General features: G+C 64.5%; 18 protein-coding genes. 8 read left to right on the top strand and 10 right to left on the bottom strand.

What is annotated here, in order from left to right; translation table 11 throughout:
- Positions 1–63 precede the first annotated feature (63 nt).
- From F6S12_RS05415 to F6S12_RS05425, 3 genes are all read left to right on the top strand, one after another.
- Positions 64–1,170, top strand: a complete 1,107-nt coding sequence (locus F6S12_RS05415) for a P1 family peptidase (RefSeq protein WP_065364031.1) — start codon at positions 64–66, stop codon at positions 1,168–1,170.
- Positions 1,171–1,372: 202 nt separating this feature from the next.
- Complete coding sequence (locus F6S12_RS05420; protein WP_125063106.1) at positions 1,373–3,058, top strand: ShlB/FhaC/HecB family hemolysin secretion/activation protein; 1,686 nt, start codon at positions 1,373–1,375, stop codon at positions 3,056–3,058.
- Positions 3,059–3,188: 130 nt separating this feature from the next.
- Positions 3,189–4,985 carry a filamentous hemagglutinin N-terminal domain-containing protein gene (locus F6S12_RS05425; RefSeq protein WP_123430789.1) on the top strand — a complete coding sequence of 599 codons (1,797 nt, stop codon included), beginning with the start codon at positions 3,189–3,191 and terminating at the stop codon, positions 4,983–4,985.
- A 53-nt stretch (positions 4,986–5,038) separates the two neighbouring features.
- Here the strand turns inward: F6S12_RS05425 and F6S12_RS05430 are convergent, their stop codons facing one another.
- Positions 5,039–5,836, bottom strand: a complete 798-nt coding sequence (locus F6S12_RS05430; protein WP_065364034.1) for a LuxR C-terminal-related transcriptional regulator — start codon at positions 5,834–5,836, stop codon at positions 5,039–5,041.
- 116 nt (positions 5,837–5,952) lie between these two features.
- On the opposite strand from F6S12_RS05430, the gene F6S12_RS05435 reads away from it, so the two are divergent.
- Both F6S12_RS05435 and F6S12_RS05440 read left to right on the top strand, forming a co-directional pair.
- On the top strand, positions 5,953–6,768 hold the full coding sequence (locus F6S12_RS05435) for a carbon-nitrogen hydrolase family protein (RefSeq protein WP_123430788.1): 816 nt from the start codon (positions 5,953–5,955) through the stop codon (positions 6,766–6,768).
- Between the two features lie 99 nt (positions 6,769–6,867).
- Positions 6,868–7,962 (top strand): polyamine ABC transporter substrate-binding protein, encoded by a 1,095-nt coding sequence (locus F6S12_RS05440; protein ID WP_077934109.1) that lies wholly within the window; start codon positions 6,868–6,870, stop codon positions 7,960–7,962.
- On the opposite strand, the gene F6S12_RS05445 is transcribed toward F6S12_RS05440, so the two are convergent.
- The 5 genes from F6S12_RS05445 to F6S12_RS05465 all read right to left on the bottom strand — a co-directional run bounded on the left by F6S12_RS05445 (position 7,959) and on the right by F6S12_RS05465 (position 15,967).
- Positions 7,959–9,410: an efflux transporter outer membrane subunit gene (locus F6S12_RS05445; RefSeq protein WP_123430787.1), complete on the bottom strand. Its 1,452-nt coding sequence runs from the start codon at positions 9,408–9,410 to the stop codon at positions 7,959–7,961. The two genes, F6S12_RS05440 and F6S12_RS05445, sit on opposite strands and share 4 nt — an antisense overlap.
- A 10-nt stretch (positions 9,411–9,420) precedes the next feature.
- Positions 9,421–12,522, bottom strand: coding sequence for a MexW/MexI family multidrug efflux RND transporter permease subunit (locus F6S12_RS05450; RefSeq protein WP_123473371.1), 3,102 nt, complete (start codon positions 12,520–12,522; stop codon positions 9,421–9,423).
- Between the two features lie 18 nt (positions 12,523–12,540).
- On the bottom strand, positions 12,541–13,662 hold the full coding sequence (locus F6S12_RS05455) for an efflux RND transporter periplasmic adaptor subunit (protein ID WP_315868778.1): 1,122 nt from the start codon (positions 13,660–13,662) through the stop codon (positions 12,541–12,543).
- A 61-nt stretch (positions 13,663–13,723) separates the two neighbouring features.
- Positions 13,724–14,950 carry an MFS transporter gene (locus F6S12_RS05460; protein WP_065364040.1) on the bottom strand — a complete coding sequence of 409 codons (1,227 nt, stop codon included), beginning with the start codon at positions 14,948–14,950 and terminating at the stop codon, positions 13,724–13,726.
- A gap of 321 nt (positions 14,951–15,271) precedes the next feature.
- Positions 15,272–15,967, bottom strand: coding sequence for a peptidoglycan DD-metalloendopeptidase family protein (locus tag F6S12_RS05465; RefSeq protein WP_026020258.1), 696 nt, complete (start codon positions 15,965–15,967; stop codon positions 15,272–15,274).
- A 246-nt stretch (positions 15,968–16,213) separates the two neighbouring features.
- Between F6S12_RS05465 and F6S12_RS05470 the strand changes: the two genes are divergently transcribed.
- Together F6S12_RS05470 and F6S12_RS05475 are read left to right on the top strand one after the other, a co-directional pair.
- Entirely contained in the window at positions 16,214–16,432 is a 219-nt protein-coding gene (locus tag F6S12_RS05470; protein WP_015635581.1) for a PLDc N-terminal domain-containing protein, read from the top strand.
- Positions 16,433–16,470: 38 nt separating this feature from the next.
- Positions 16,471–17,007 carry a hypothetical protein gene (locus tag F6S12_RS05475; RefSeq protein WP_011061248.1) on the top strand — a complete coding sequence of 179 codons (537 nt, stop codon included), beginning with the start codon at positions 16,471–16,473 and terminating at the stop codon, positions 17,005–17,007.
- 115 nt (positions 17,008–17,122) lie between these two features.
- Here the strand turns inward: F6S12_RS05475 and F6S12_RS05480 are convergent, their stop codons facing one another.
- The 4 genes from F6S12_RS05480 to F6S12_RS05495 form a co-directional block, all read right to left on the bottom strand.
- Complete coding sequence (locus F6S12_RS05480) at positions 17,123–19,123, bottom strand: peptidase U32 family protein (protein WP_053151611.1); 2,001 nt, start codon at positions 19,121–19,123, stop codon at positions 17,123–17,125.
- A 123-nt stretch (positions 19,124–19,246) separates the two neighbouring features.
- Positions 19,247–19,627, bottom strand: coding sequence for a RidA family protein (locus F6S12_RS05485; protein ID WP_015635583.1), 381 nt, complete (start codon positions 19,625–19,627; stop codon positions 19,247–19,249).
- An 82-nt stretch (positions 19,628–19,709) separates the two neighbouring features.
- The gene (locus tag F6S12_RS05490) at positions 19,710–20,348 is read right to left on the bottom strand and encodes a GIY-YIG nuclease family protein (RefSeq protein WP_161466816.1); all 639 of its coding nucleotides are present in this window, start codon (positions 20,346–20,348) and stop codon (positions 19,710–19,712) included.
- A 105-nt stretch (positions 20,349–20,453) separates the two neighbouring features.
- Complete coding sequence (locus tag F6S12_RS05495; protein WP_152686213.1) at positions 20,454–20,699, bottom strand: hypothetical protein; 246 nt, start codon at positions 20,697–20,699, stop codon at positions 20,454–20,456.
- A 218-nt stretch (positions 20,700–20,917) separates the two neighbouring features.
- Here F6S12_RS05495 and F6S12_RS05500 point away from each other — a divergent pair, with 218 nt between their 5' ends.
- Entirely contained in the window at positions 20,918–21,259 is a 342-nt protein-coding gene (locus F6S12_RS05500) for a lipoprotein (RefSeq protein ID WP_015635586.1), read from the top strand.
- Positions 21,260–21,264 lie beyond the last annotated feature (5 nt).

Genomic DNA, 21,264 nt, shown 5'->3' on the forward strand with positions numbered 1-21,264 from the left:
TCAGCGGTTGTGCGGATTCTTACACTTCGACCCCTTGATTGTTCGACAGTGGAGACCGCAACCATGCGTATACGCGACCTTGGCATCACCCTCGGCACCGGTACCCCCGGCATCTACAACGCTATTACCGATGTGCCGGGGGTGCGTGTCGGCCATCACACCCTCAACCTGGAAACCGCCGATGCGTCGATCCATACCGGCGTCACGGTGATCGAGCCGCGGGCCGGTTCGGCCCACCTGGAGCCGTGCTTCGCCGGGGTCCATGTGCTCAATGGCAACGGCGATGCCACGGGCCTGGAGTGGATCCGCGAGGCCGGCTTGCTGGCCACACCCATTGCCTACACCAACACCCATAGCGTTGGCGTGGTGCGTGACGCCCTGGTGGCGGCCGAGCGAGAAATGGCCAGGCAACATACTTACTGGTGCATGCCGGTGGTGCTGGAAACCTACGACGGCGTGCTCAGCGATATCTGGGGCCAGCACGTGACGGCCGAACACCTCCACGCGGCCCTGAGCCAGGCCAGTTCCGGGCCGGTGGCGGAGGGCAACGTCGGAGGAGGCACCGGCATGATCTGCCACGAATTCAAGGGCGGTATCGGCACTTCTTCGCGGGTCCTGAGCCAGGAGCAGGGTGGCTGGACCGTGGGCGTCCTGGTACAGGCCAACTATGGAGTGCGCGAAGCGTTGCGGGTGGCCGGCTACCCGGTGGGCACGGTACTGGGGGACGTGGCGTCACCGTTCAAGGGCCCGACTCCGGTCGGTGAGGCCGGCATGGGTTCGATCGTGATCACCATCGCCACCGACGCGCCCCTGCTGCCACACCAGTGCACGCGCCTGGCGCAGAGGGCCAGCATCGGCCTGGCGCGGGTCGGGGGAGGCACCGAGGATTCCAGCGGAGACATCTTCCTGGCGTTCTCGGTGGGCAATCGCAACCTGCCGGTGGCCAATCACGGCCACCCCGGTGCCCCGACCAGCGCCTTGCAGATGGTCAACAACGATTACATTTCAGCGCTGTTCGTGGCGGCCGCCGATGCGGTGGAAGAGGCCATTCTCAACGCCATGCTGGCCGCTCGCGATCTGTCGGGCTGTGGCAGCCAGGCCCGTGCGCTCACTCCCGAACGCTTGCTGGCTGCCCTGGAACAGGTCGGCTGGCGACCACGGGGCCAGTGACAGGAGCAGGCACACGGGGTTGAGACTGTGCACCGGATGCTCGATTTATCTGCACAGTCTTGACGATTATTCCTTGAGTCGCTGTCTCCCACTCTTATTCCGGGGCCGCAACATCCACTCTTAGACTTCGCCGCAATTGCCCTGACATGCCTCCAACCCTCATCGGACGGGGCTGCATTGTCATCCTGCGGAGAGACCTCAGTTGTCGAGATGGAAAGGCCCCTGGCCCTTGCGCGGCCTGATCGCCCTGGTGCTGCTTGCCCCTCTGGAACAGGGCCTGGGCGCGCCGGCCCTGGGCTCGCTTGGCAATGGCTCGCGGCATCAGGACCAGCAACTGGAAGCCTTGCAGGCCCAGGCCTTGAAACCGGTGGACATGCTTGCCGAACAGGCCCCGGTGGCCGGCAGCTCGCTGCGCCTGCCGGCCGAGTCGCCCTGTGTGCTGATCCGCTCGGTGCAGTGGCAGGGCGCCGAGGCCTTTGCCTGGATGACCGCTACCTCGCCGATCATTGGCCAGTGCGTCGGCGGCAACGGCCTGGGCTTGCTGCGCCATTGGCTGGCGGAGCAACTGATACTGCGTGGCTACCTTACGACTCAAGTCGCCATTCCGGCCCAGGACCTGGCCGGCGGACGCCTGCTGATCCAAGTGATCGCCGGGCGGATCGGCACTATTGAACAGCAACCCCAGGGTATCGGTTGGGCCCGGCCGTTGTTTCCCGCCGGCCAGGGCCAACTGTTGAATGTGCGCGACCTGGACCAGGCCCTGGAAAACCTGCGGCGCCTGCCGGGGCAGGCCCTGAGTGCCTTTGACCTGATTCCGGGGACGGCCCTGGGCAGCACCGATATCGTCATCCGGCAACCCGAGGAGGTACGCCGGGTGATGGGCATGCTGACCCTGGACAACGCCGGCATCGACGCCACCGGGCGCAATCAGTTGGGGGCCATCCTGGCGATCGATTCGCCCCTGGCCCTGTATGACCAATTGCTACTGACCGCCAGTTCGGACAGCGCATTCGCCGACCACAGCCTGGGTTCCTGGTCGAGGAGCCTGGCCTGGAACCTGCCTCTGGGCTACACCGCGCTGTCCTTGGGCGCCAGTGAGTGGGGCAGCCGCCAGCAACTGTTCAAAGACGCCGACCAGCGCCTGGGGTTCATCTCCAGGACCCGACGTCTGGATGCCGGCCTCAGCCTGGTGACTTACCGCTCGGCCCACAGCCGGGGCACCTTGCAGGGGCGGTTGGTGCGTCGCCAGGACCGGGCCTGGGTCGGCAACACCGAGTTGGGCCAGCTTTACCGGGACATCACCGGCTATGAACTGAGCATGGCCCACCGGGAAAAATGGAACGCCAGCACCCTGGATTTCGAACTCGGCCTGCGCGGCAGCCTGCCCGGGATGAGCGCAGCGCCGGGGGCGGTCTACGAGGAGCAGTACTGGAACGGTCGTTACCGGATCTTCACCGGCAAGGCCGCAGTGGCCGGCGCCCTTGGCGTGGGCGCCAGTGTGCTGGGCTACCAGAGCGGTTTGTTCGTGCAGTACGCGCCGGTGCCGGTGCCGCCCACCGAGTACCTGCAGATCGGTGGCCGCTACACGGTGCGCGGCTTCGATGGCAACAGCACCCTGGCCAGCCCGGGTGGCTGGACCTGGCGCAACGAGCTGGCCGTGGCGGCAGGCTGGGGCAGCCAGTTCTACACGGCCCTGGATGCCGGCCAGGTAGTGCCCAGCGCCAGCCTGCGGTCAGGGGAGCGCACCCTGATCGGTAGCGCCGTCGGCCTGCGCGGCAGCTTCAGCGCCCTGAGCTACGACATTGCCCTGGGCCTGCCGTTGAAAAAGCCCGACGACCTCAACAGCCGTACTCCCACCCTGGATTTCTCGTTGCGTAGCCGCTTCTAGGCCATAGCGTTTCGCCAAGCGGCCTGTCTTCCAGCCCTGAACCAGGAGGTGCCACCACCGCCGAACCTGTTACCCGCGTGCCCGCCGATTCAAGCGCACGCCTTATGCCAACAACACCACCGAGATCAATATGAAAACCAAGAATAAATCTACCCCGCACCTGCCACAGCCCGCTTTCGGGGCACAGCGCCTGGCGCTGGCCATCCTGCTGGCACTGCCGCTCCTGGAGCAGAGCGCCCTGGCCCAGCCCGGGCTGGTGGTGGACCCGTCCGCGGCGCTGCGACCGGTGCTCTCGACCAGCAACGGCACGCCGCTGGTGAACATCGTCGCTGCCAATGGTGCGGGCCTGTCCCACAACAAGTTCACCGAGTTCAACGTCGGCCAGGCCGGGCTGATCCTCAACAACAGCACCACGGGTGTGCAGACCAGCCTGGGCGGCGCCATAGCCGGCAACAGCCTGCTCAATGGCCAGTCGGCAAGCGTTATTCTCAACGAGGTAACCGGGAAAATGGCCTCCCAGCTCAACGGCGTGATTGAAGTCGCCGGTGCCAATGCGCGGGTGATCGTGGCCAACCCCAACGGCATTTCCACCCAGGGCGCGGGGTTCATCAATGCCAATCGAGTGACCCTGGTGGCCGGCAACGCTGTGCTGGACGGGCAGGGTGGAGTTGCGCGCCTGCATACCGAGAATGGCCAGATCCGTATCGACGGCGCGGGCCTGGATGGTTCCGGGGCCAATGAAGTGGACCTGGTAGCCCGTACCATTCAGTTGAATGCGGCGCTGCAGGCGCAGAAGCTCAACCTGTCCGCACTCAAGGGCGATGTGAGTGCCAGCAACACCTTGTCCCTGGCCAGCTCCGGCAGCGCTGGACAGTCCGCGGTGGGGGTGATCATCAACGGTAAGGAGCAGGGCTTTACCGGCAACCAGATCATCATCAATGGCCAGGTGCAATCGGGTTCCGACTTTGCCGACAAACCCTTCAACAGCAGCCAGTTCGGCAAGGGCAACACCCAGGTGGTTTCCGGCCCGCCAGTGCCGGTGGCTGGCGTTTCAGTGCCAGAGGTGGTGGCTGAGACGGTTGTTCCCGAGGTCGCCATCGATGTGGCACGCCTGGGCAGCATGCACGCGGACTCGATCCGCATGCTGGGCCGATCCGCCGGTGTCGGGGTCAATGTGGCGGGGCAGGTCAAGGCCCTGACCGGCAACCTCACTGTCACCGCTGATGGCAAGGTGCAGGTGGCCGCTGGTGGGGCCCTGGAAGCCGGGCAGGCACTGTCGATCACCGGCGGCCTGGACAACCAGGGCCAGGTTTCGGGTGCCCGGGTCTCGGTCAACGGCGATACGCTTCAGGGTCGACAGGGGGCGCTCGTGGCGCACGGCAGCCTGTCGCTGCAAGGCGCCCTGGAAAACCATGGCACCCTGCGCAGCGGGCAGGCGATGACTCTCAACGCCAGCAAGGTATTCAACGACAATCTGATCCACAGCGGCGCTTCGCTGACTGCCTACGGCGCCCTGGAGAATCACGGCACCCTGCGCAGCGAGCAGTCCATGACCCTCAACAGCAGCACGCTGTTCAACGACAAGGTGATTCACAGTGGCGCCTCCCTGACGCTCCTGGGCAGCCGCCTGGACAACACTGCCAGCGGCACCATCACCAGTCGCGGCAGGCTCACCAACTGGGTCGGCAGCCAGCGCAATCAAGGGGTACTGGGGGGCGGTCATGCCGAGCCTCCACGCCAGTCCGGCGCAGCGGCGACTCCGGTCTCCAGCGTGGCGCTCAAGCCGGCTCCTGCCGTGCTTTCGGCCTATGGCCATGGCTCCTACGGCTACGCACAGGTCCAGTGGACAGCTCCGAGCTACGTCTGGACCGGGCTCTCGGAAATGGCCTACCAGGCGCCGGGGCGAGGTAACTACCTGCGCTTCTAATGCCTGAAACTGCGGGGGCGGGGCGCTGGCCGCTGCGCCCCCACGGCCTGGCATCAGGCGTCCTGGGCCTGGAGGAACAGGGCAAACAGCTCGGACTGGGACTTGATCCCCAGCTTGCTGTACATGTGCTTGCGGTGAACCTTGACCGTCTCGGCGGAAATCCCCAGCTTGCGCGCAATCTCCTTGTTCGAGCAGCCACTGAGCAACCACTGGCCCACATCCAACTCCCGCGCCGAAAGGGGCGAACTCAACTGGGCAGTGGCCTGTTCCAGGCGGCTCTGCCAGTTGGGCGCGCTGGGCGTCGTGGCTTGGGGCTCGGACTCGAAATGCAGGCGCTGGCGCATCAGCGCCGCGATCCAGGGTTGCACCAGGCTCAGCAGGGCAGTCTGCTCAGGGCTGAAACGCGATTGGCTGCCGAGCGACAGGCTGAGGGTACGCTCGCCGTCCAGCAGGATATTGATGTGCACCTCGTCGGTCAGCACGTTCAGGCAGAAATAGCGCTGGTAGTAATCGGTCTGCTCGAAGCATTCCGGGGCCACGTCCTGCAGGCGAAACAGGCCACTGCGCGGATGTTCCCTGGCGTGGATGTAGAACGGATCCAGCAGGTACAGCCCCTTGAGATAGTCCTGGAACAGGGAGTCGGCTTCGCCGTCCGTTGCCGGGGATTCGGCCAGTAACCGGGGCCGGCCGCCGCTGAAGACCAGCACCACCCAATTGTCCACCGGCACATAGTGCTGCAGCAGGCGCACCAGGGCGCTCCAGAAATTGTCCCGGTCCAGGGTCTCGATAACGCGGCCCACGGCGTCGTGCCAGGCCACGTCCTGCAAGGTCAGGCGCGTTTCACTACCCATTGAGGGGTACCCCATCGAAGTGATTTTTTGCCGCGTCGCGGCGCTCCATACTCGGCCCGTCCCCGGCACCTGCGGTCGCAAGCCCCGGGCGTCGCCAACGAGTGCAAGGATTAGAAATGAACATTGAACTGGTACAACTGGCCGGCCGTGACGGCGACACCGCTTATAACCTGGACCGGGTGCTCGAAGCCATTGCAACCTGCGCTGGCGACACCGATCTGCTGGTGTTCCCCGAAACTTGCCTGACCGGCTTCCTCAGCGCCGTACAGTTGGCCGAGTGCGCTGAAACCCTGGACGGGCCCAGTGTCCAGGCGGTGCTGCAGCAGGTCCGTGAGCGTCAGGTCGCGGTGGTCATCGGCCTGGCCGAGCGGGCCGGGGAGCATTACTACAACAGCTCACTGCTGCTGACCCCCGAGGGCATCGCCTTGCATTACCGCAAGACCCACCTATGGCCCTCGGAGCGCGGTGCGTTCTGCCCCGGCGACCGTTTCACCACGGTGCAGTGGAAGGGGCTGCGGGTCGGCATCCTGATCTGCTACGACATCGAGTTGCCGGAAACGGCCCGGGCCCTGGCACAACTGGGGGCCGAACTGATCATCGTCACCAACGGCAACATGGACCCCTACGGCCCGGTGCACCGCACTGCGATCATGGCTCGAGCCCAGGAAAATCAGCTGTTCGCGGTCATGGTCAACCGGGTGGGCGAGGGCGATGACGGCCTGGTCTTCGCCGGGGGCAGCGCTGCCATCGACCCGTTCGGGCAGGTGCAGTGGGAAGCCGGGCGCGAGGCGTGCCAGCAGCGCGTGAGCCTCGACCTGCACCAGCTCAAGGCCTCGCGCCGCGACTACCACTACCTCAGCGACCGCCGTCTGCCCCTACCCGGTGAACAGGTGGAGCACCCGGACGGGCGCCGCGAGCTGCTGATTCCCTGATTCCTGCCCATTGCTCTGATTCCTGCCACAACAATCCCAAAAACAGCAGGCGCGGCCACCTTCCCCATGGAGCAGGGGCCGACGCTATGGAGCTTGACGATGAAAACCCTTCACTGCGTTCCCCTGGCCCTGGCCTTGAATTTCTGCCTGGCCTTTACCGCCAGCGCCGAACCCAAGGTGCACATCTACAACTGGTACGACTTCATTGCCCCCGAGACCACCAAGGACTTCCAGGCACAGACCTCCGTCGCCGTGACCTACGACGTGTTCGACAACGGTGACGTGATGCAGAGCAAGCTCATGGCCGGCCGCAGCGGCTACGACGTGGTAGTGGCCACCGGCGACCTGCTGCCGAACCTGATCAAGGCAGGGGTGCTCAAGGAACTGGACCGCAGCCAGTTGCCCAACTGGCCCAACCTGGACCCGCAGATCCTGGCCAAGGTGCAGGGCAACGACCCGGGCAATCGCTATGCCGTACCCTACCTGTGGGGCACCACGGGCATTGGCTACGACGCAGACAAGGTCCGGGCGATCCTCGGGCCGGACGCCCCGGTGGATTCCTGGGACCTGATCTTCAAGGAGCAGAACCTCGCCCGGCTCAGCCAGTGCGGTGTGGCCATGCTCGATGCCCCAGGCGAGATCGTCCCCATTGCCCTGCATTACCTGGGGTTGCCCTACAACAGCCAGAACCCCGAGGACTACCGCAAGGCCGAGGCCCTGCTGCTGAAGCTGCGCCCCTATGTGCGCTACTTCGATTCCTCGAAGTTCATCACCGACCTGGCCAATGGCAATATCTGCGTGGTAGTGGGTTGGGCCGGCGGTGTGCTTGACGCCAAGAGCGCATCGGAGGCCGCCGGCAACGGCCGCCAGATCGAGTACCGGATTCCCCGCGAGGGTGCCCCGATCTGGGTGGAGAGCCTGGTGTTGCTCAACGACGCCCCCAACCCGCAGCAGGGCTTGCAGTTCATCGACTACATGCTGCGCCCCCAGGTGATCGCCGCGACCACCCGCTACCTGAAGTACCCCAATGGCAACCTGGCGGCCAAGGCGCTGGTGGAGCAGCAGATCCGTGACAACCCCAGCGTCTACCCGAGCGCTGCGGTGCTCGACACTCTGTTCCCCCTGGAACCGCTGCCGTTGAAACTGGAGCGGGTGCGTACCCGGGTCTGGAGCAAGGTCAAGAGCGGTAGCTAGTCCCGAGTGGCAACAGCGGCGGCGCTGGTTGTCCCTGGCGCTCGCCAGCCGCCCCCCAGCGCCTTGTACAGCGCGACCACATTCACATAGGACGCGGTATCCGCCTGGGCCAGGGCATCCTCGGCCTGCAGTCGGCTGGCCTGGGCCTGCAGCGCCAGCAGGTAGGGCGCCGCACCTGCTGTGTAGCGCACCTGGGCCAGGGTGGCGGCCCGGCTACTTTGCCGGGCGGCTTCCAGCAGATCCCCCAGGCGTTGCTGGGACTGGCTGTAGGTGGTCAGGGCGCTCTCGGCTTCCGCCACCGCCAGCAGCACCACCTGCTCGTAACGAGCCTGGGCACCTTGGCTGCGCGCCTCGGCCTGGCGTTGCCGGGCCTTGACACTAGCCAGGTGCAGGGCCGGCCAGCTGATGCCGGGGGTGAAGCTGAAGGCCCGGCTGCTGCCGGCGCCCAGGTCCGCGCCGCGGATGGCCACGAAGCCGAGGAAGCCCCCCAGGTCCACCCGGGGATACAACTCGGCGGTCACCGCACCGATGTCGGCGCTGGAGGCGGCAAAGTCGCGCTCGGCACTGGCGATGTCCGGGCGCTGACGCAGCAGATCGGCGAGGTTGCCGATCGGCAGGCGGGTCGCAAGCGGTACCAGGGCAGCCTGACGATCCAGGGCTTTCAGCTCGCCGGGCTGGGCGGCCACCAGCACCGCCAGGCGATAGCGGGCCAGTTGGCTGCGGGTGTACAGGGGCGCCAGGGAGGCCTGCTGGCGTGCCCGCTCGGCCCGTGCACTGGCCAACTCGTCTTCGGCGCCACGCCCGGCTGCGACCATGGCGGCCACCACCTGCACCATGTGCGTCTGGTTATCCAGGGCTGCCCGGGCCACCTCCAGCTGGCGTTGCGCACCGCGCATCTCGAAGTAATTGCGCGCTACTTCGGCCGCTACCACTATCCGCGCCTGGGCCAGATCGGCCACGGCGGCTTGATCACGGGCGGCCGCAGCTTGGGACAGGCGCTGCAAGCGGCCGAACAGGTCTATCTCCCATTGGGCGTCAAACCCCGCCCGGTAGCTCTTGGCCAGGTTGCGTTCGCCGGCGGGCCCTGGATTGTCCTGGGCCAGGCTGCGGGAATAACCACCGCCGGCGGTCACGGTCGGCAAGCGGTCGAGCTGGCGCTGGTCCAGCTCGGCGCGTGCTTCCAGCAACCGGGCCTGGGCCTGGTGAATGTCCCGGTTGCGACTCAGGGCCTGGTCCATCAACTGGTCCAGTTGCGGGTCCTGGAATTGCCGCCACCAGTCGCGCTGCAATTGCTCGCTGGAGTACAGCGCCGGGTCCGGTTGCTGGGACAGGTGCAGCGGCGTCGCAACCTGTGGCTGATAATCGGGGCCCAGGGTGCAGCCACCCAGCCCCAGTGACAGCAGCAGCCAGTACAGGGGCTGCCGCGGGTTGATTGCAAAGTGACGCATGAGTTGCTCCTTAGACCCGAGGGGCCATGGCGGGGGCTGCGGCATCCAGGGATGCCAGTTCGCGCGCCCGGGGAGTGTTAGCCGCGCTGCGATGGTCCACGGCAATGATCGAGTACATGGTGGGCAGCACCAGCAGGGTGAACAGCGTGCCCACCAGCATGCCCACCACAATCACCAGCCCCAGGTCATGGCGGCTGTGGGCGCCAGCACCGCTGGCGAACAGCAGGGGGACCAGCCCGGCGACCATGGCCGCGGTGGTCATCAGGATCGGCCGCAGGCGCATCTTCGCCGACTTCACTATCGCCTCATGGCGGTCCAGGCCTTCCTTGACCTGCAGCTCATTGGCGAACTCCACCATGAGGATCCCATGCTTGCTGATCAGGCCCACCAAGGTGACCAGCCCGATCTGGGTGTAGATGTTGATGGTGGACAGCCCCAGCGCCAGGGGAATCAGGGCGCCGAAGATCGACAGCGGAACACTGATCAGGATGATCAGCGGGTCCCGCAGGCTTTCGTATTGGGCTGCCAATACCAGGTAGATGACGATGATCGCGAACACGAAGGCCATGATCAGCGCCCCCCCTTCCTGCTGATACTGGCGGGCGTCCGAGAGCCAGTCATAGGTGAAACCCGGCGGCAGGTTGCGTGCCTGCTGTTCGAGGAAGCCCACGGCATCGCCCATGGCCACTCCCGGTGCGGGAATCGCCTGGAAGACCGCCGAGTTGAGCTGGTCGAACTGAGTCAACTGGTTGGGTTCCACCCCGGTGGACAGGGTTACCAGATTGCCCAGCGGAACCTGGCCGCCGCTGGCGCTGGTGACGTAGAAACGCGCCAGGGCCTCGGGAGACAGGCGCTCATTGCGCAGGCTCTGGGGGATTACATCGTAGGAGCGGCCCTGCATGCCGAAGCGGTTGACGTAGTTTTCGCCCACCAGCACCGCCAGGGTGTCGCCGATGTCCTTCATGGTGACCCCGAGGCTGTTGGCCTTGGCCCGGTCGATGCGGATCCTGATCACCGAGTTGTTGTAGTCCAGGTCGCTGTCCACCACCATGAACAGGCCGCTTTTGCGCGCGGCGTCCTTCAGCTCCTGCATGGCCTCGTAGACCAGCCGGTAGTCGCCGGCACTCTTGATTACCATCTGCACCGGCAGGCCGCCGGTGGAGCCGGGCAGCGAGGGCAACTGGAAGGCGAAGACATTGCTGCCCTCGATGTCATTGGCGCGACTCTGCATGTCCACCTGGATCTGGTCGGCGTTGCGCTGGCGTTGCTCCCAGTCGACGAAGTTGACCCCGCCAATACTGTTGGAGACACCGTTGATGCCGTTGATCAGCCACAGGTTGCTCTGCTCGGGCAGGGTCACCATCACCTGGTTCCACTTCTCGCCGAATTTCTCTACATAGTCGATGTTGGCGTTCTGCGGCGACTTGATGGCCGTCAGCACCGTGGACTGGTCTTCCACCGGTGCCAGTTCGCGCCGGGCCTGGTTGTACAGCAACGGCACGCTGACCAGGACCAGCAGGGCAATGACGCAGATCACCCGGCGATGTTCCAGGGACATGCTCAGCACCCGGCCATAGGCCGCCCCCAGGCGTGCGAAGCCGCGTTCGGCCTGGCGCGCCATCCAGCCTTCGTTCATCTGGCTATCGAGCAGGAACGAGCTCATGACCGGGGACAGCGTCAAGGCGATGATCCCGGAGACCACCACGGAACCGGCGAGGGTGAAGGCGAACTCCTTGAACAGCGACCCGGTAAGGCCGCCCATCAGGCCGATGGGCGCATAGACCGCGGCCAGGGTCAGGGTCATGGCGATCACCGGCGCGGCGACCTCCCGGGCGCCGATCAGGGCGGCGAGGGCCGGGGACTTGCCTTCTTCGATATGCCGGTGGACGTTCTCCACCACGATGATCGCGTCATCGACCACCAGGCCGATGGCCAGAACCATGGCCAGCAGGGTCAGCAAGTTGATACTGAAGCCAAATAGCGCCATGAAGGCCGCGGCGCCGAGCATCGACAGCGGGATGGTGATGACCGGGATGAGCACCGCCCGCACCGAACCCAGGCTGAGGAAGATGACCAGCACCACGATCACTATCGCTTCGATCAGGGTACCGGAGACTTCATCGATGGAGGCGCTGATGAAGCGGGCCAGCTCGAAGGGCACCGCTACCTTCACGTCCGGTGGCAGGTTGGCGCGGATCCCCGGCAGCAGCTCGTTGAGCTTGTCGACTATCACCAAAGGGTTGGCATTGGGGGCGGCATTCAAACCGAAGTACACCGCATTGACCCCATCCATGAGGGCACTGGTATCCGTCGCGGCCGCGCCCAGTTCCACCGTGGCAACGTCTTCCAGGCGCACCAGGCCGGCAGGGGTGCTCTTGACCACCAACTGGCGAAACTCGGCGACGTTCACCAGGTCGGTATCGACCTGGATGTCGGACACCACATACAGCCCCTTGGCCTGGCCCGGCGCGGCCTGCACGTTGTTGTCGCGCAGGGCCCGGGCCACCTCGCCGGCGGACACACCGTGGGCGGCCAGGCGGCTGGCGTCGAGCCAGATGCGCATGGCCATTTTCTGCCCGCCGTTTAAGTCGATGCTGCCCACACCCTCGATGGACGACAGCTGTGGCTGCACCACCCGGGTCACGTAGTCGGACAGCGCCGCGGTGGACAGGGTCGGGCTGGAAAAGCCGACATAGGCCACGGCCGTGGCTTCCCCGGAGGACTTCACGATCACCGGGTCGTAGGCCTCGGCGGGCAGCCGGTACTTGACCTCGTTGACCTTGGCCATCACCTGGGTCATGGCCTTGTTCGAGTCGGCATTGAGCTTCATGCGCACTGCGATCACGCTGCGGCCTTGGGTCGAGGTGGAGGTCATGTAGTCGACGTCCTCCACCGTGGCCACCGACTGGGCGATGGCCTGGGTGACAAAGCCCTGCATCAATTGCGGCGAGGCGCCGGGATACTGGGTGGTGATGGTCAGGGTCGAGCTTTCGGTCAGCGGGTACTGGCGGATCGGCAGCTTGTCGATGGCCAGCCACCCCATCAGCAGAATCAGGGTGCTGACCACCAGCGCCAGTACCGGGCGCCGGACGAATAAATCAGTGAAGGTCATGATGGGATCCTTGGTGTTTCACTGGGCCCGGGCGGCGGTAGCCGGGGCATCGAGGGCCAGGCTGTCCTGGTTGGCTATCTGCACGGGGGCGCCGTTCTGCAGGCGCAACTGGCCCGAGGTCACTACCCGGTCTCCCGGCTGGACGCCTTCTTGCAGGACGACGCGGCCATCCAGGCGCTCGCCGGTCTTGACGTACGCCTGGCGCACGCTGAGGGCGCTGTCATCAGTGCCTTGCACCACGTAGACAAAGTCGCCGTAGGCGCTGTAGCTGACGGCTGTTTCCGGGATACTCATGCGCGGCGGGCCCGGCGGCAGTGCCACCTGGCCATGGACATACATGCCCGGGGTCAGCAGGTGGTCGGGGTTGGCCACTACGGCCTGCACGAGTACGGTCCGGGTGCCAGGATCGATGCGCGGCTCCAGGGTGCCGACCCGGCCCTTGAACGAGCGCTGGGGATAGGCGTCTACCGCCACGGCCATGTCCTGCCCTGTGGCCAGTGCGGCCAGGGAGCGCTCGGGCAGGGTGATGTTGGCGTACAGGGTGCGTGCGTCGGTCAGGGACACCACAGGTTCACCGGCTTTCAGGTATTGGCCGAGGTTGACCTTGCGCACGCCGAGTACGCCGTCGAACGGCGCCTTTATGCGCTTTTGCTCGATCAGGGCTTTGACCCGGCGGATGTCCCCCAGCACCTGCTGATAGGCCCAGTGAGCCTGGTCCAACTGCTCCTGGGTGGCGGCCTGTTGCGGCAGCAGCGTGCGGGTACGCTGCAATTGTGCCTGGGCATTGCTGGCCTGGGCCTGGAGCCGCGCCAGTTCGCCCAGTTGCGGCTCGGCGTTCAATTGCACCAGCACCTGGCCGGCGCGCACCCGGTCTCCGGGGGCGAAGGCGATGGCGCTGATCAGGCCGCTGGTCTCGGCGCTGACCATGACTTGCCGGGTGGCTTCCAGCTCGCCGATACCGCTCAATACGTTGGGCACATTGCCGAGCATTACCTGGGCAACGGCCACTTTGGTGGCCGGGCGCGAGCTATTGCCGGCGTCCGAACCTGAGGGAGCGGGGGCATACAGCACCTTGCAGGCGACCGCGAGCATTGCCAGCGCTACGGCAGCGCCAGCGGAGAATTTGAGTTTTCTATTCATGATCCTGACTACTGATAAGTGAATGACAGGGGGCGACGGACGATGGGCTTGTGCGTCGGTGTTAAAGCCTTGCTGGGGAAAACCTGATTCGGTACGCCATCAGCAACAGACCGGTCCCCAGAAGCAGAAACAGCATCAGGGCACCGTGCACGGCCGGGGCCATGCCCGTTGCGTCCACCAGCAGCCCCAGGGGTACGGGGACGGCGTTGAACAGGTAGACCGTCATGTAGAAGTAGGCGATGAGCTTGCCGTGGCCCTTGCCCTTGGCCAGCTGATTGATCAGCCGCGCGCTGCCGACGAATATCGCGCCATAGGCATAGCCGCCGATGATCAGGGCCGGCACCGCCAGCAGCAGCGACGCCTGGAAAAAGGCCAGTAGCAACACCGCGAAGGCCAGGCATTGGCTCAGCAGACCGCTCAGAAGGGCACGCCGGGCGTCCAGGCGCTGGCAGAACAACTGGCTGGCCCCGGCGATCAGCAGGTAAGCCGAAATGCTGTAGCCGAATACCCCGCGATCACCCAGGCCCAGTAGCTGCTCGGCGGCCCCGGGGCCGATGACGAACACGCAGGCGGCAAACGACCAACTGAAGAACACCGACCAGGCGCAAAGATGGAAGGGCATGCCAATGCCCTTGAGGCTTTGCAGCAATCCCGGGGCCTTGGCCTGCATAGCATCCGGTGTGGCGTTGGCGACCTGTACCGATGTGGGCCAGCCGCCCAGTACGCCGCAGGTGGCGACGAGGGTCAGGCCCATGATCAGCCAGAAGGGCAGTGCCATGGGGTAGAGGTCCAGTTGCAGGGCGGCACCGCTGAGCAACGGGCCCAGAGCCAGGCCCATGACCATCGCCAGGGTGGCCAGCAGCGCCGCCAGCTTGCCGTGGTCGGCGGGGCCGAAGCGCACCAAGGCGACGTTGACTCCGGCGGTCATGGCTCCCGAGCCGATACCGGCAATCAGGCGCCCGGCACCCAGTTGCCAGGGCGCCTCGCCCCGGGAAAACAACCAGGCACCGCAGAACACCAGGGCTGCCGCGGGCACCAGCAACTTGCGCAGATCTTGCAGGCGGCCGGCAAGCCCGCCCAGGGTCAGCAGCGATAGCAGTACGCCGACGCCATAGACGCCGAAGATCAGCGTCAACTGCACCGAGCTCAATTGCAGTTGCTGCTTGTAGAAGGGGTAGAGCGGCGTCGGCACGCTGCTGTTGATCAGGGACACCATCAATGACAGCGCCAGAAACAGCAGGAGCAGCCGCGATGGAGCTTTATTGCAGGCGTGCGGATTCGCGGACATGACTTATCCAGGCCAATGACTGTGGGGGCATGGCAGTTGAGGTTGTTGGAAGGGGCGAAGAGAGCACCGGCGCCCTACAGCGCAGTGACAGGCACGTTGTCGCGCAGGCAGTCACTCAAGGGGGTTGCAGGGGCTCTCGGGCTTTGTGAATCGAGTGGCGCCGGCAGTACCGGCGTCGCTCAAATCCTGAAGCAAATGATAGCGATTGAGCCGATCACTACCATGCTTGAAACCCCAGAGTTCATCTTGCTGCGTCCAATGGGGGGGGACGGCGCAGGGGCCAGGCAGGAGGGCAGACGTGCAGCGCGGTGAGCCGCCCGCTCAGCCCGGCGGCAGCAAGCGCAGCGGATCCACCGGCACGCCGTTGGCGCGGATCTCGAAGTAAAGCTGGGCGCGGTCGGTGTCCTGGGAACCGGCTTCGGCGATCTTCTGGCCCTTGATCACCATCTGCCCTTCCTTGACCAGCAGCCGGCTGTTGTAGGCGTAGGTGCTGGTGTAGGAGGGGCCGTGCTGGAGAATCATCAGGTTGCCGTAACCGCGCATGTAGCCGGCGAACGCCACCTTGCCGCCCAGGGTGGCGTGGATCGGCTGGCCCTGGGTGGTGGCGATGCGGATGCCCTGGTTGAGCTTGCCGGTGGGGGAGAAGCGCCCGATCAGCACTCCGCGCAACGGCCAGCTCCAGCCCTTGAGGGTGACCTTGGGCATGGGGGCAGGTGCCGGGGGCGCTGTTCGGCCCTTGCTGGCGGTGGTTCGCGACTTGCTGCTGACCACCCGGGTGGTCCTGGCCGCGCCGCCTACCCGCAGCACCTGGCCGACCTCCACGGTATAAGGCGCCTTGAGGCCGTTGAGCCGCGCCACCTCCTTCCAGTTGGTGCCGTTGCGGCTGGCAATGGAATACAGCGTGTCGCCGCGCTTGACCCGGTACTCGCCGGCCTTGAGGGGGCCGGAGTTGGAAGGGCTGGAGCTGCAGGCTGACAGGGTCAGGAGCAATGCGATGAAAAGCAATCTTGCGAACACGCGACATCCACTATGTCTTGACGGGGCCAGGGGGCCCGAAACTTCGGCGTTAGCCAGGCCGATAAAGCCGGCAACTATACCTGTTTGCCGATGAAGAGGCGCGTTATAGACCGCTGCCACAGCGGTTAAATTCAATCCGGATGTCACAGGACGCTGATCTTTCCTGCGCCATGAACGCCCACGGCAATCTTTGTGAACCCTCGTCGCCTGCACCGCACTAAGGCAGTACAGACCGGGAGGAATCTTATGCAAGTGCAATACCTGTTGATCGTACTGGCCGTGATCGTGCTGCTGGCCGAGATCTGGGCCATCAGAAGCCTGCTGCGCAGCGGTGCGCGGGCAGAAAACAAGGGGCTGTGGATCGTGGTGATCATCTTCGTGCCGCTGTTGGGGCTGTTGCTATGGCTGATGGTCGGCCCCAAGGCCCTGAACCGGGACGCGCCGGCCGAGCGCGGCAGAAGCTGAAAACGGGGGAGCAAACCCGCGCAAGGGTTGATCACGACATGCCAAGAATTCTTACATCCCATGTGGACGAAGCCGAGCTGACCGAGCACAACGCCAAGATGTTCGGCTCGCCCAAGGAACGGCTGGACTTCTATCGCCGGGAGATCCAATACGAAACCAGCATCCTGGCCAACCGCACCGATGCCTACCTGACGGCCCAGGCATTCCTGGTAATCGCCTTCGCTTCGTGCATGGCCAACCTCAATCCGGAATGGGGCAAGCTGTTTACTCTGTCCGTGCCGCCTTTCCTGGCGTTGCTGGGGATCCTCAGCTCTCTCAATGCCTGGCCAGGCATCAGGGCCGCCTACGAGATCATCGATCATTGGCATTTCAAGCAGAGCCACCTGCTGCACAGCGAACCGGTGATGGGCCTGGCCTATGATGAATCGCCGCTGTTCTGCGAAAGCGAGTCGAGCCACAAGGGCTATCGCAAGTCGTTGCTGTTTTCCATGCGTTCGCCCTGGTTGTTCGCGGCGTTCTGGCTGCTGCTGGGGATTTGGGCGGTGTATATCCAGGTGACCAATCCGGGCTCCTGAGGGCGCAGGCTCGCTGCCTGCGCTGCGGGACACAACGCTACCGGCCTATGGGCGCCAGCTGGCCGGTGTGCCGCGCAAGCGAACGCGGCACCTGGGTGCCACGCTCGCCGGTCACTCAGTGCGGAGCGCGGGGAATGGTCTTGAGCAGGTCTTCGGGGCTGATATGGCCGACCACGGCCTCGGCGGCGCTGCCCGGTAGCGGCAGGTCGAGGATATGACCCTTGATCTTGCCCACCACATGCATTTCGCACGGCTTGCAGTCGAATTTCAGGGTCAGCACTTCATCGCCGTGTACCAGTTGCATCGGTGCCACCTTGGTGCGCACGCCAGTCACGCCCTTGGCCTGCTTGGGGCACAGGTTGAAGGAGAAGCGCAGGCAGTGCTTGGTGATCATCACCGGCACGTCGCCGTGCTCTTCATGGGCCTCGAAGGCCGCGTCGATCAGTTGCACCCCGTGACGGTGGTAGAAATCCCGGGCCTTCTGGTTGTAGACGTTGGCCAGGAATGACAGGTGCGATTCCGGGTAGACCGGCGGCGGGCTGCTTTCGGCCTTGCGCGAGCCCCGTGGGTGGGCAGCGATGCGTGCGACGTCCAGGGCTTCGATGACCTCCCGGCGCAGGGCCTTGAGCTGGGAGTTGGGGATGAAGTAAGCCTGGGGCGCGTCCAGCTTGATGCTGGTGGCGTGGTAATGGGTGGTGCCCAGCTGGCCCAGCAGATCCTGCAGTTGCCCCAGGGCCTGTTCCGGCTTGTTGGCCACGCCGAACGGGCCATCCAGGGCGACGCTGGCGCTGATGCCTTCCTCGCTGGTGGCGGTCAGTTCCAGCCGTGCTTCGCTCAGGCGGGCCAGCCAGGACAGGCCGATGCGCCGCTCGGCGGAAGTGCGGGTCAAGGCTTGCTGCCAGTTGTGGTCGAGGTTGCGGCTCAGCGGGTGGTTGGGCCGCAGACGACTCAGGGCTTCGGGCATCTCGTTGGGTTCGACCCGATAGCGGTAGCGTTTCTCGCCATCTTCTTCGAACTCGCCACGGGCCTCGGCGATGTTGGCGCGGAAACCCACCACCTCACGCTTGACCAGCAGGTTCAGGCCATCGCCATTGGACAACGGCTCGAAGGTCACCACCTGCAGGTCGCGCTTGCCGACCTTTTCCACGGTGCCTACCGGCAGCCCGGTGAAAGTCGGCGAGTCGAAGGCGCCGATGTCGATCTTGCGCTCGCTGACAAAGTAGTCGGTGCTGCCGCGGTGGAACGTCTTGTCCGGGTCGGGCACGAAGAAATGCGCGGTACGGCCGCTGGAGGCGCGAGCCAGGTCGGGGCGATCTTCCAGAACCGCGTCCAGGCGCTGGCGGTAGTAGGCCGTGATGTTCTTCACATAGGCCATGTCCTTGTAGCGCCCCTCGATCTTGAACGAGCGCACGCCGGCTTCCACCAGGGCGCGGATGTTGGCGCTCTGGTTGTTGTCCTTCATCGACAGCAGGTGCTTTTCATAGGCGATCACGCCGCCGTGCTCGTCCTTGAGGGTGTAGGGCAGGCGGCAGGCCTGGGAGCAGTCGCCACGGTTGGCGCTGCGGCCGGTCTGGGCGTGGGAAATGTTGCATTGGCCGGAGAAGGCCACGCACAAAGCGCCGTGAATGAAGAACTCGATGGCAGCATCGGTTTCAGCGGCGATGGCACTGATTTCCTTGAGGTTCAGCTCGCGGGCCAGGACCAGCTGGGAGAAACCGGCCTGGTCGAGGAACTTCGCCCGCTCCAGGGTGCGGATGTCGGTCTGGGTGCTGGCGTGCAGCTCGATGGGCGGGATATCCAGCTCCATCACCCCCAGGTCCTGGACGATCAGCGCATCGACCCCCGCGTCATACAGCTGGTGGATCAGCTTGCGCGCCGGTTCCAGCTCGTTGTCGTGGAGGATGGTGTTGAGGGTGGTGAACACCCGGGCGTGATAGCGGCGGGCGAACTCCACCAACTGGGCGATCTCGCCCACCTCGTTGCTGGCGTTGTGGCGGGCGCCGAAGCTCGGGCCGCCGATGTACACCGCATCGGCGCCATGCAGGATGGCTTCGCGGGCGATGCTCACATCGCGGGCAGGGCTGAGCAGTTCCAGGTGATGTTTGGGCAAGGACATGTTTTTTTAGTCAGGCTTATCAGGGTCAAGGCGCGCATTGTAGCGGCGAAACGCTTGCCCGGCACCCGTGCGCTGCCAGGTGGCGGCCACGCCTTGCGCGTAGCCGCCGATTGAAGCGCTGCCTCAGGCCTTTGCGGCCATTGCCGTGACTTCCACGCGCATGCCTTCCACCGCCAGGGCGGCCACGCCAACCGCGGCACGTACCGGCCAGGGCTTGGCGAAGAAACGCTGGTAGACCGCATTGAATGCCGCACGATCGGCCATGTCGGTGAGGTAGATGGTCAGGTGCATGACCCGGTCCATGGAACTGCCGGCGCGCTCCAGGGCCACTTTCAGCGCCTGCAGCGTGCATTCGCTCTGCAGGGTGATGTCCCCCAGTTCCAGGCTGCCGTCGGCGCGGGTGGGGATCTGGGTGGAGACCAGGATGCCGTTGAAACCGACCACGTCGGAGGAGATGGAATCGGCGTCCGGGTCGGGGGTGAAGCTCAGGTCTTGGTTGGCCATGGGGGTCTCTTGATTTGTGTAAGGGCGCAGCGGTCGCACTCGCTACGGTTGGTCGGAAAGATCAGTCAGGCGACAGTTCAATTTAAGACTCATGCCTTTGCGCTATGTCCATGCAGGCTTCATGAGTGAACAGGTCTGTGCAATGAATCATTGAGTACTCATCGAGTTGATGCACAAAGAGGCGAGCATTGTCCATTGGACTTCTCGAGGCCGGGAACATTTCGCTTGTCGAGCCGTCGATGAAGCTCAGGTCTCTTCGCTCAATGATTTCGTCCTTCAAACCGGAATGGCGATAACGCACCGACTCCAGATAAACAACACCGTCGCTATGAGTAAGTTTAATCGAGTGGAAGTCCGGCTTCAGGTAGTCCGGGTACTTCTTCTTCAAGTCAGGGAGTATTTCCACACCACAATTTGTCCCGATCCGAGGCACGAGATATCCGACGGATTCCTCCATTAATCCACGTATCGCTTGCCTGACTGGAATTTCAAAAAACTCGCGATTCGGTTGATAGCGAAAAGAGTCAAAACGCGCGTGCATCCGTTTTTCAACAGTTTTGCAGTCAGTCACAAGCTCGTCGTAAACGGTAATGAAATCAGTCGGCAACCCCGTACTTCGTAGATCTTTGGCCCGGTCATCAGACGTTCTCTCGGTTAATCCGATTTTGACTAATCCAGGCATGGCCGGGTTGATCATGATGTAAACAAATCCACTACTCATAAAGACGAGGCTCCAAATTGAAGTAGAAATGGCAGGGGGCCGATAACGCCTGGAGCGACTCGGTAATGGCTGTATTCGCCGATGTCATCCTTGAGTGTCTTTACGTCATTGCGAGTGGTTGAGCCATGTCGCCAGCACCCGCCGGTCCAGCTCTTCCCAGTCGGCCATGCCCAGGACCCGGGTGGTGTTCAGGCCACGCAGGTAGCCACGCAATTGATAGGCGGCGATCCGCAGGCTTTGCGGGTCGGCGCTGCTGTCACCCAGCACCTGTTCGTACTCCACCAGGTAGTCCGCCACCCGCTCACGGAATTCCGGGAGAACGGCGTCGCGAATCAAGTCAAAGGTGCGCATGGGGAAATCCTTTTTTTAGTTGTAGTCGGGCTGCCAGGCAGTCTGCCCGGGGGGCAACTATCGGTTCAAGTAATAGTGACAATCAAGCAACGCAAGTTCTGCTTTGGGCGCCAACCATGGACAATCGCCCCCGACCCACAACCATGACCGCAACGGCAGCGCCCGTGACGCTGAACCGTTGCGCACCGAACCAGGCTGTACATTTTCAGGACTTACCGATGCGCCCTCTATTTGCTCCCGCCATGACCCTGGCCACCTTGCTGCTGGCCGGTTGCGCCACCGCGCCCAACGACCCGACCCTGGTCATGCAGACCCGGAAAACCCCGGCCGAATATGCCGAGTGCGTGGTGCCCAAGCTGCAAGGCAACGCCCAGAGCCCGACGGTTTCCCAGACCCAGCGCGGTTTTCGCATTGTCGTTGCCAGCAAGGTGGCTGCAGACAACGTACTGGAAGCCTACAAGGCGCCCAATGGCGGCAAGGTGTTCCTCTACGAGCGGCACTTGCTGGCCTCCAGCTTCGCCCCGTCGAGCTTCGAACGCGCGGCCCAGGAATGCCTGTAGCCAGC

Origin of the sequence: Pseudomonas sp. JV245A (assembly GCF_032424515.1) — a bacterium.
Classification (GTDB): Bacteria; Pseudomonadota; Gammaproteobacteria; order Pseudomonadales; family Pseudomonadaceae; genus Aquipseudomonas; species Aquipseudomonas protegens.

Coding starts and splice junctions, on each gene's coding strand:
- F6S12_RS05415 (WP_065364031.1), top strand. CDS start 64: ATGCGTATACGCGACCTTGGCATCACCCTCGGCACCGGTACCCCCGGC.
- F6S12_RS05425 (WP_123430789.1), top strand. CDS start 3,189: ATGAAAACCAAGAATAAATCTACCCCGCACCTGCCACAGCCCGCTTTC.
- F6S12_RS05430 (WP_065364034.1), bottom strand. CDS start 5,836: ATGGGTAGTGAAACGCGCCTGACCTTGCAGGACGTGGCCTGGCACGAC.
- F6S12_RS05435 (WP_123430788.1), top strand. CDS start 5,953: ATGAACATTGAACTGGTACAACTGGCCGGCCGTGACGGCGACACCGCT.
- F6S12_RS05440 (WP_077934109.1), top strand. CDS start 6,868: ATGAAAACCCTTCACTGCGTTCCCCTGGCCCTGGCCTTGAATTTCTGC.
- F6S12_RS05445 (WP_123430787.1), bottom strand. CDS start 9,410: ATGCGTCACTTTGCAATCAACCCGCGGCAGCCCCTGTACTGGCTGCTG.
- F6S12_RS05450 (WP_123473371.1), bottom strand. CDS start 12,522: ATGACCTTCACTGATTTATTCGTCCGGCGCCCGGTACTGGCGCTGGTG.
- F6S12_RS05455 (WP_315868778.1), bottom strand. CDS start 13,662: ATGAATAGAAAACTCAAATTCTCCGCTGGCGCTGCCGTAGCGCTGGCA.
- F6S12_RS05460 (WP_065364040.1), bottom strand. CDS start 14,950: ATGTCCGCGAATCCGCACGCCTGCAATAAAGCTCCATCGCGGCTGCTC.
- F6S12_RS05470 (WP_015635581.1), top strand. CDS start 16,214: ATGCAAGTGCAATACCTGTTGATCGTACTGGCCGTGATCGTGCTGCTG.
- F6S12_RS05475 (WP_011061248.1), top strand. CDS start 16,471: ATGCCAAGAATTCTTACATCCCATGTGGACGAAGCCGAGCTGACCGAG.
- F6S12_RS05480 (WP_053151611.1), bottom strand. CDS start 19,123: ATGTCCTTGCCCAAACATCACCTGGAACTGCTCAGCCCTGCCCGCGAT.
- F6S12_RS05485 (WP_015635583.1), bottom strand. CDS start 19,627: ATGGCCAACCAAGACCTGAGCTTCACCCCCGACCCGGACGCCGATTCC.
- F6S12_RS05490 (WP_161466816.1), bottom strand. CDS start 20,348: ATGAGTAGTGGATTTGTTTACATCATGATCAACCCGGCCATGCCTGGA.
- F6S12_RS05495 (WP_152686213.1), bottom strand. CDS start 20,699: ATGCGCACCTTTGACTTGATTCGCGACGCCGTTCTCCCGGAATTCCGT.
- F6S12_RS05500 (WP_015635586.1), top strand. CDS start 20,918: ATGCGCCCTCTATTTGCTCCCGCCATGACCCTGGCCACCTTGCTGCTG.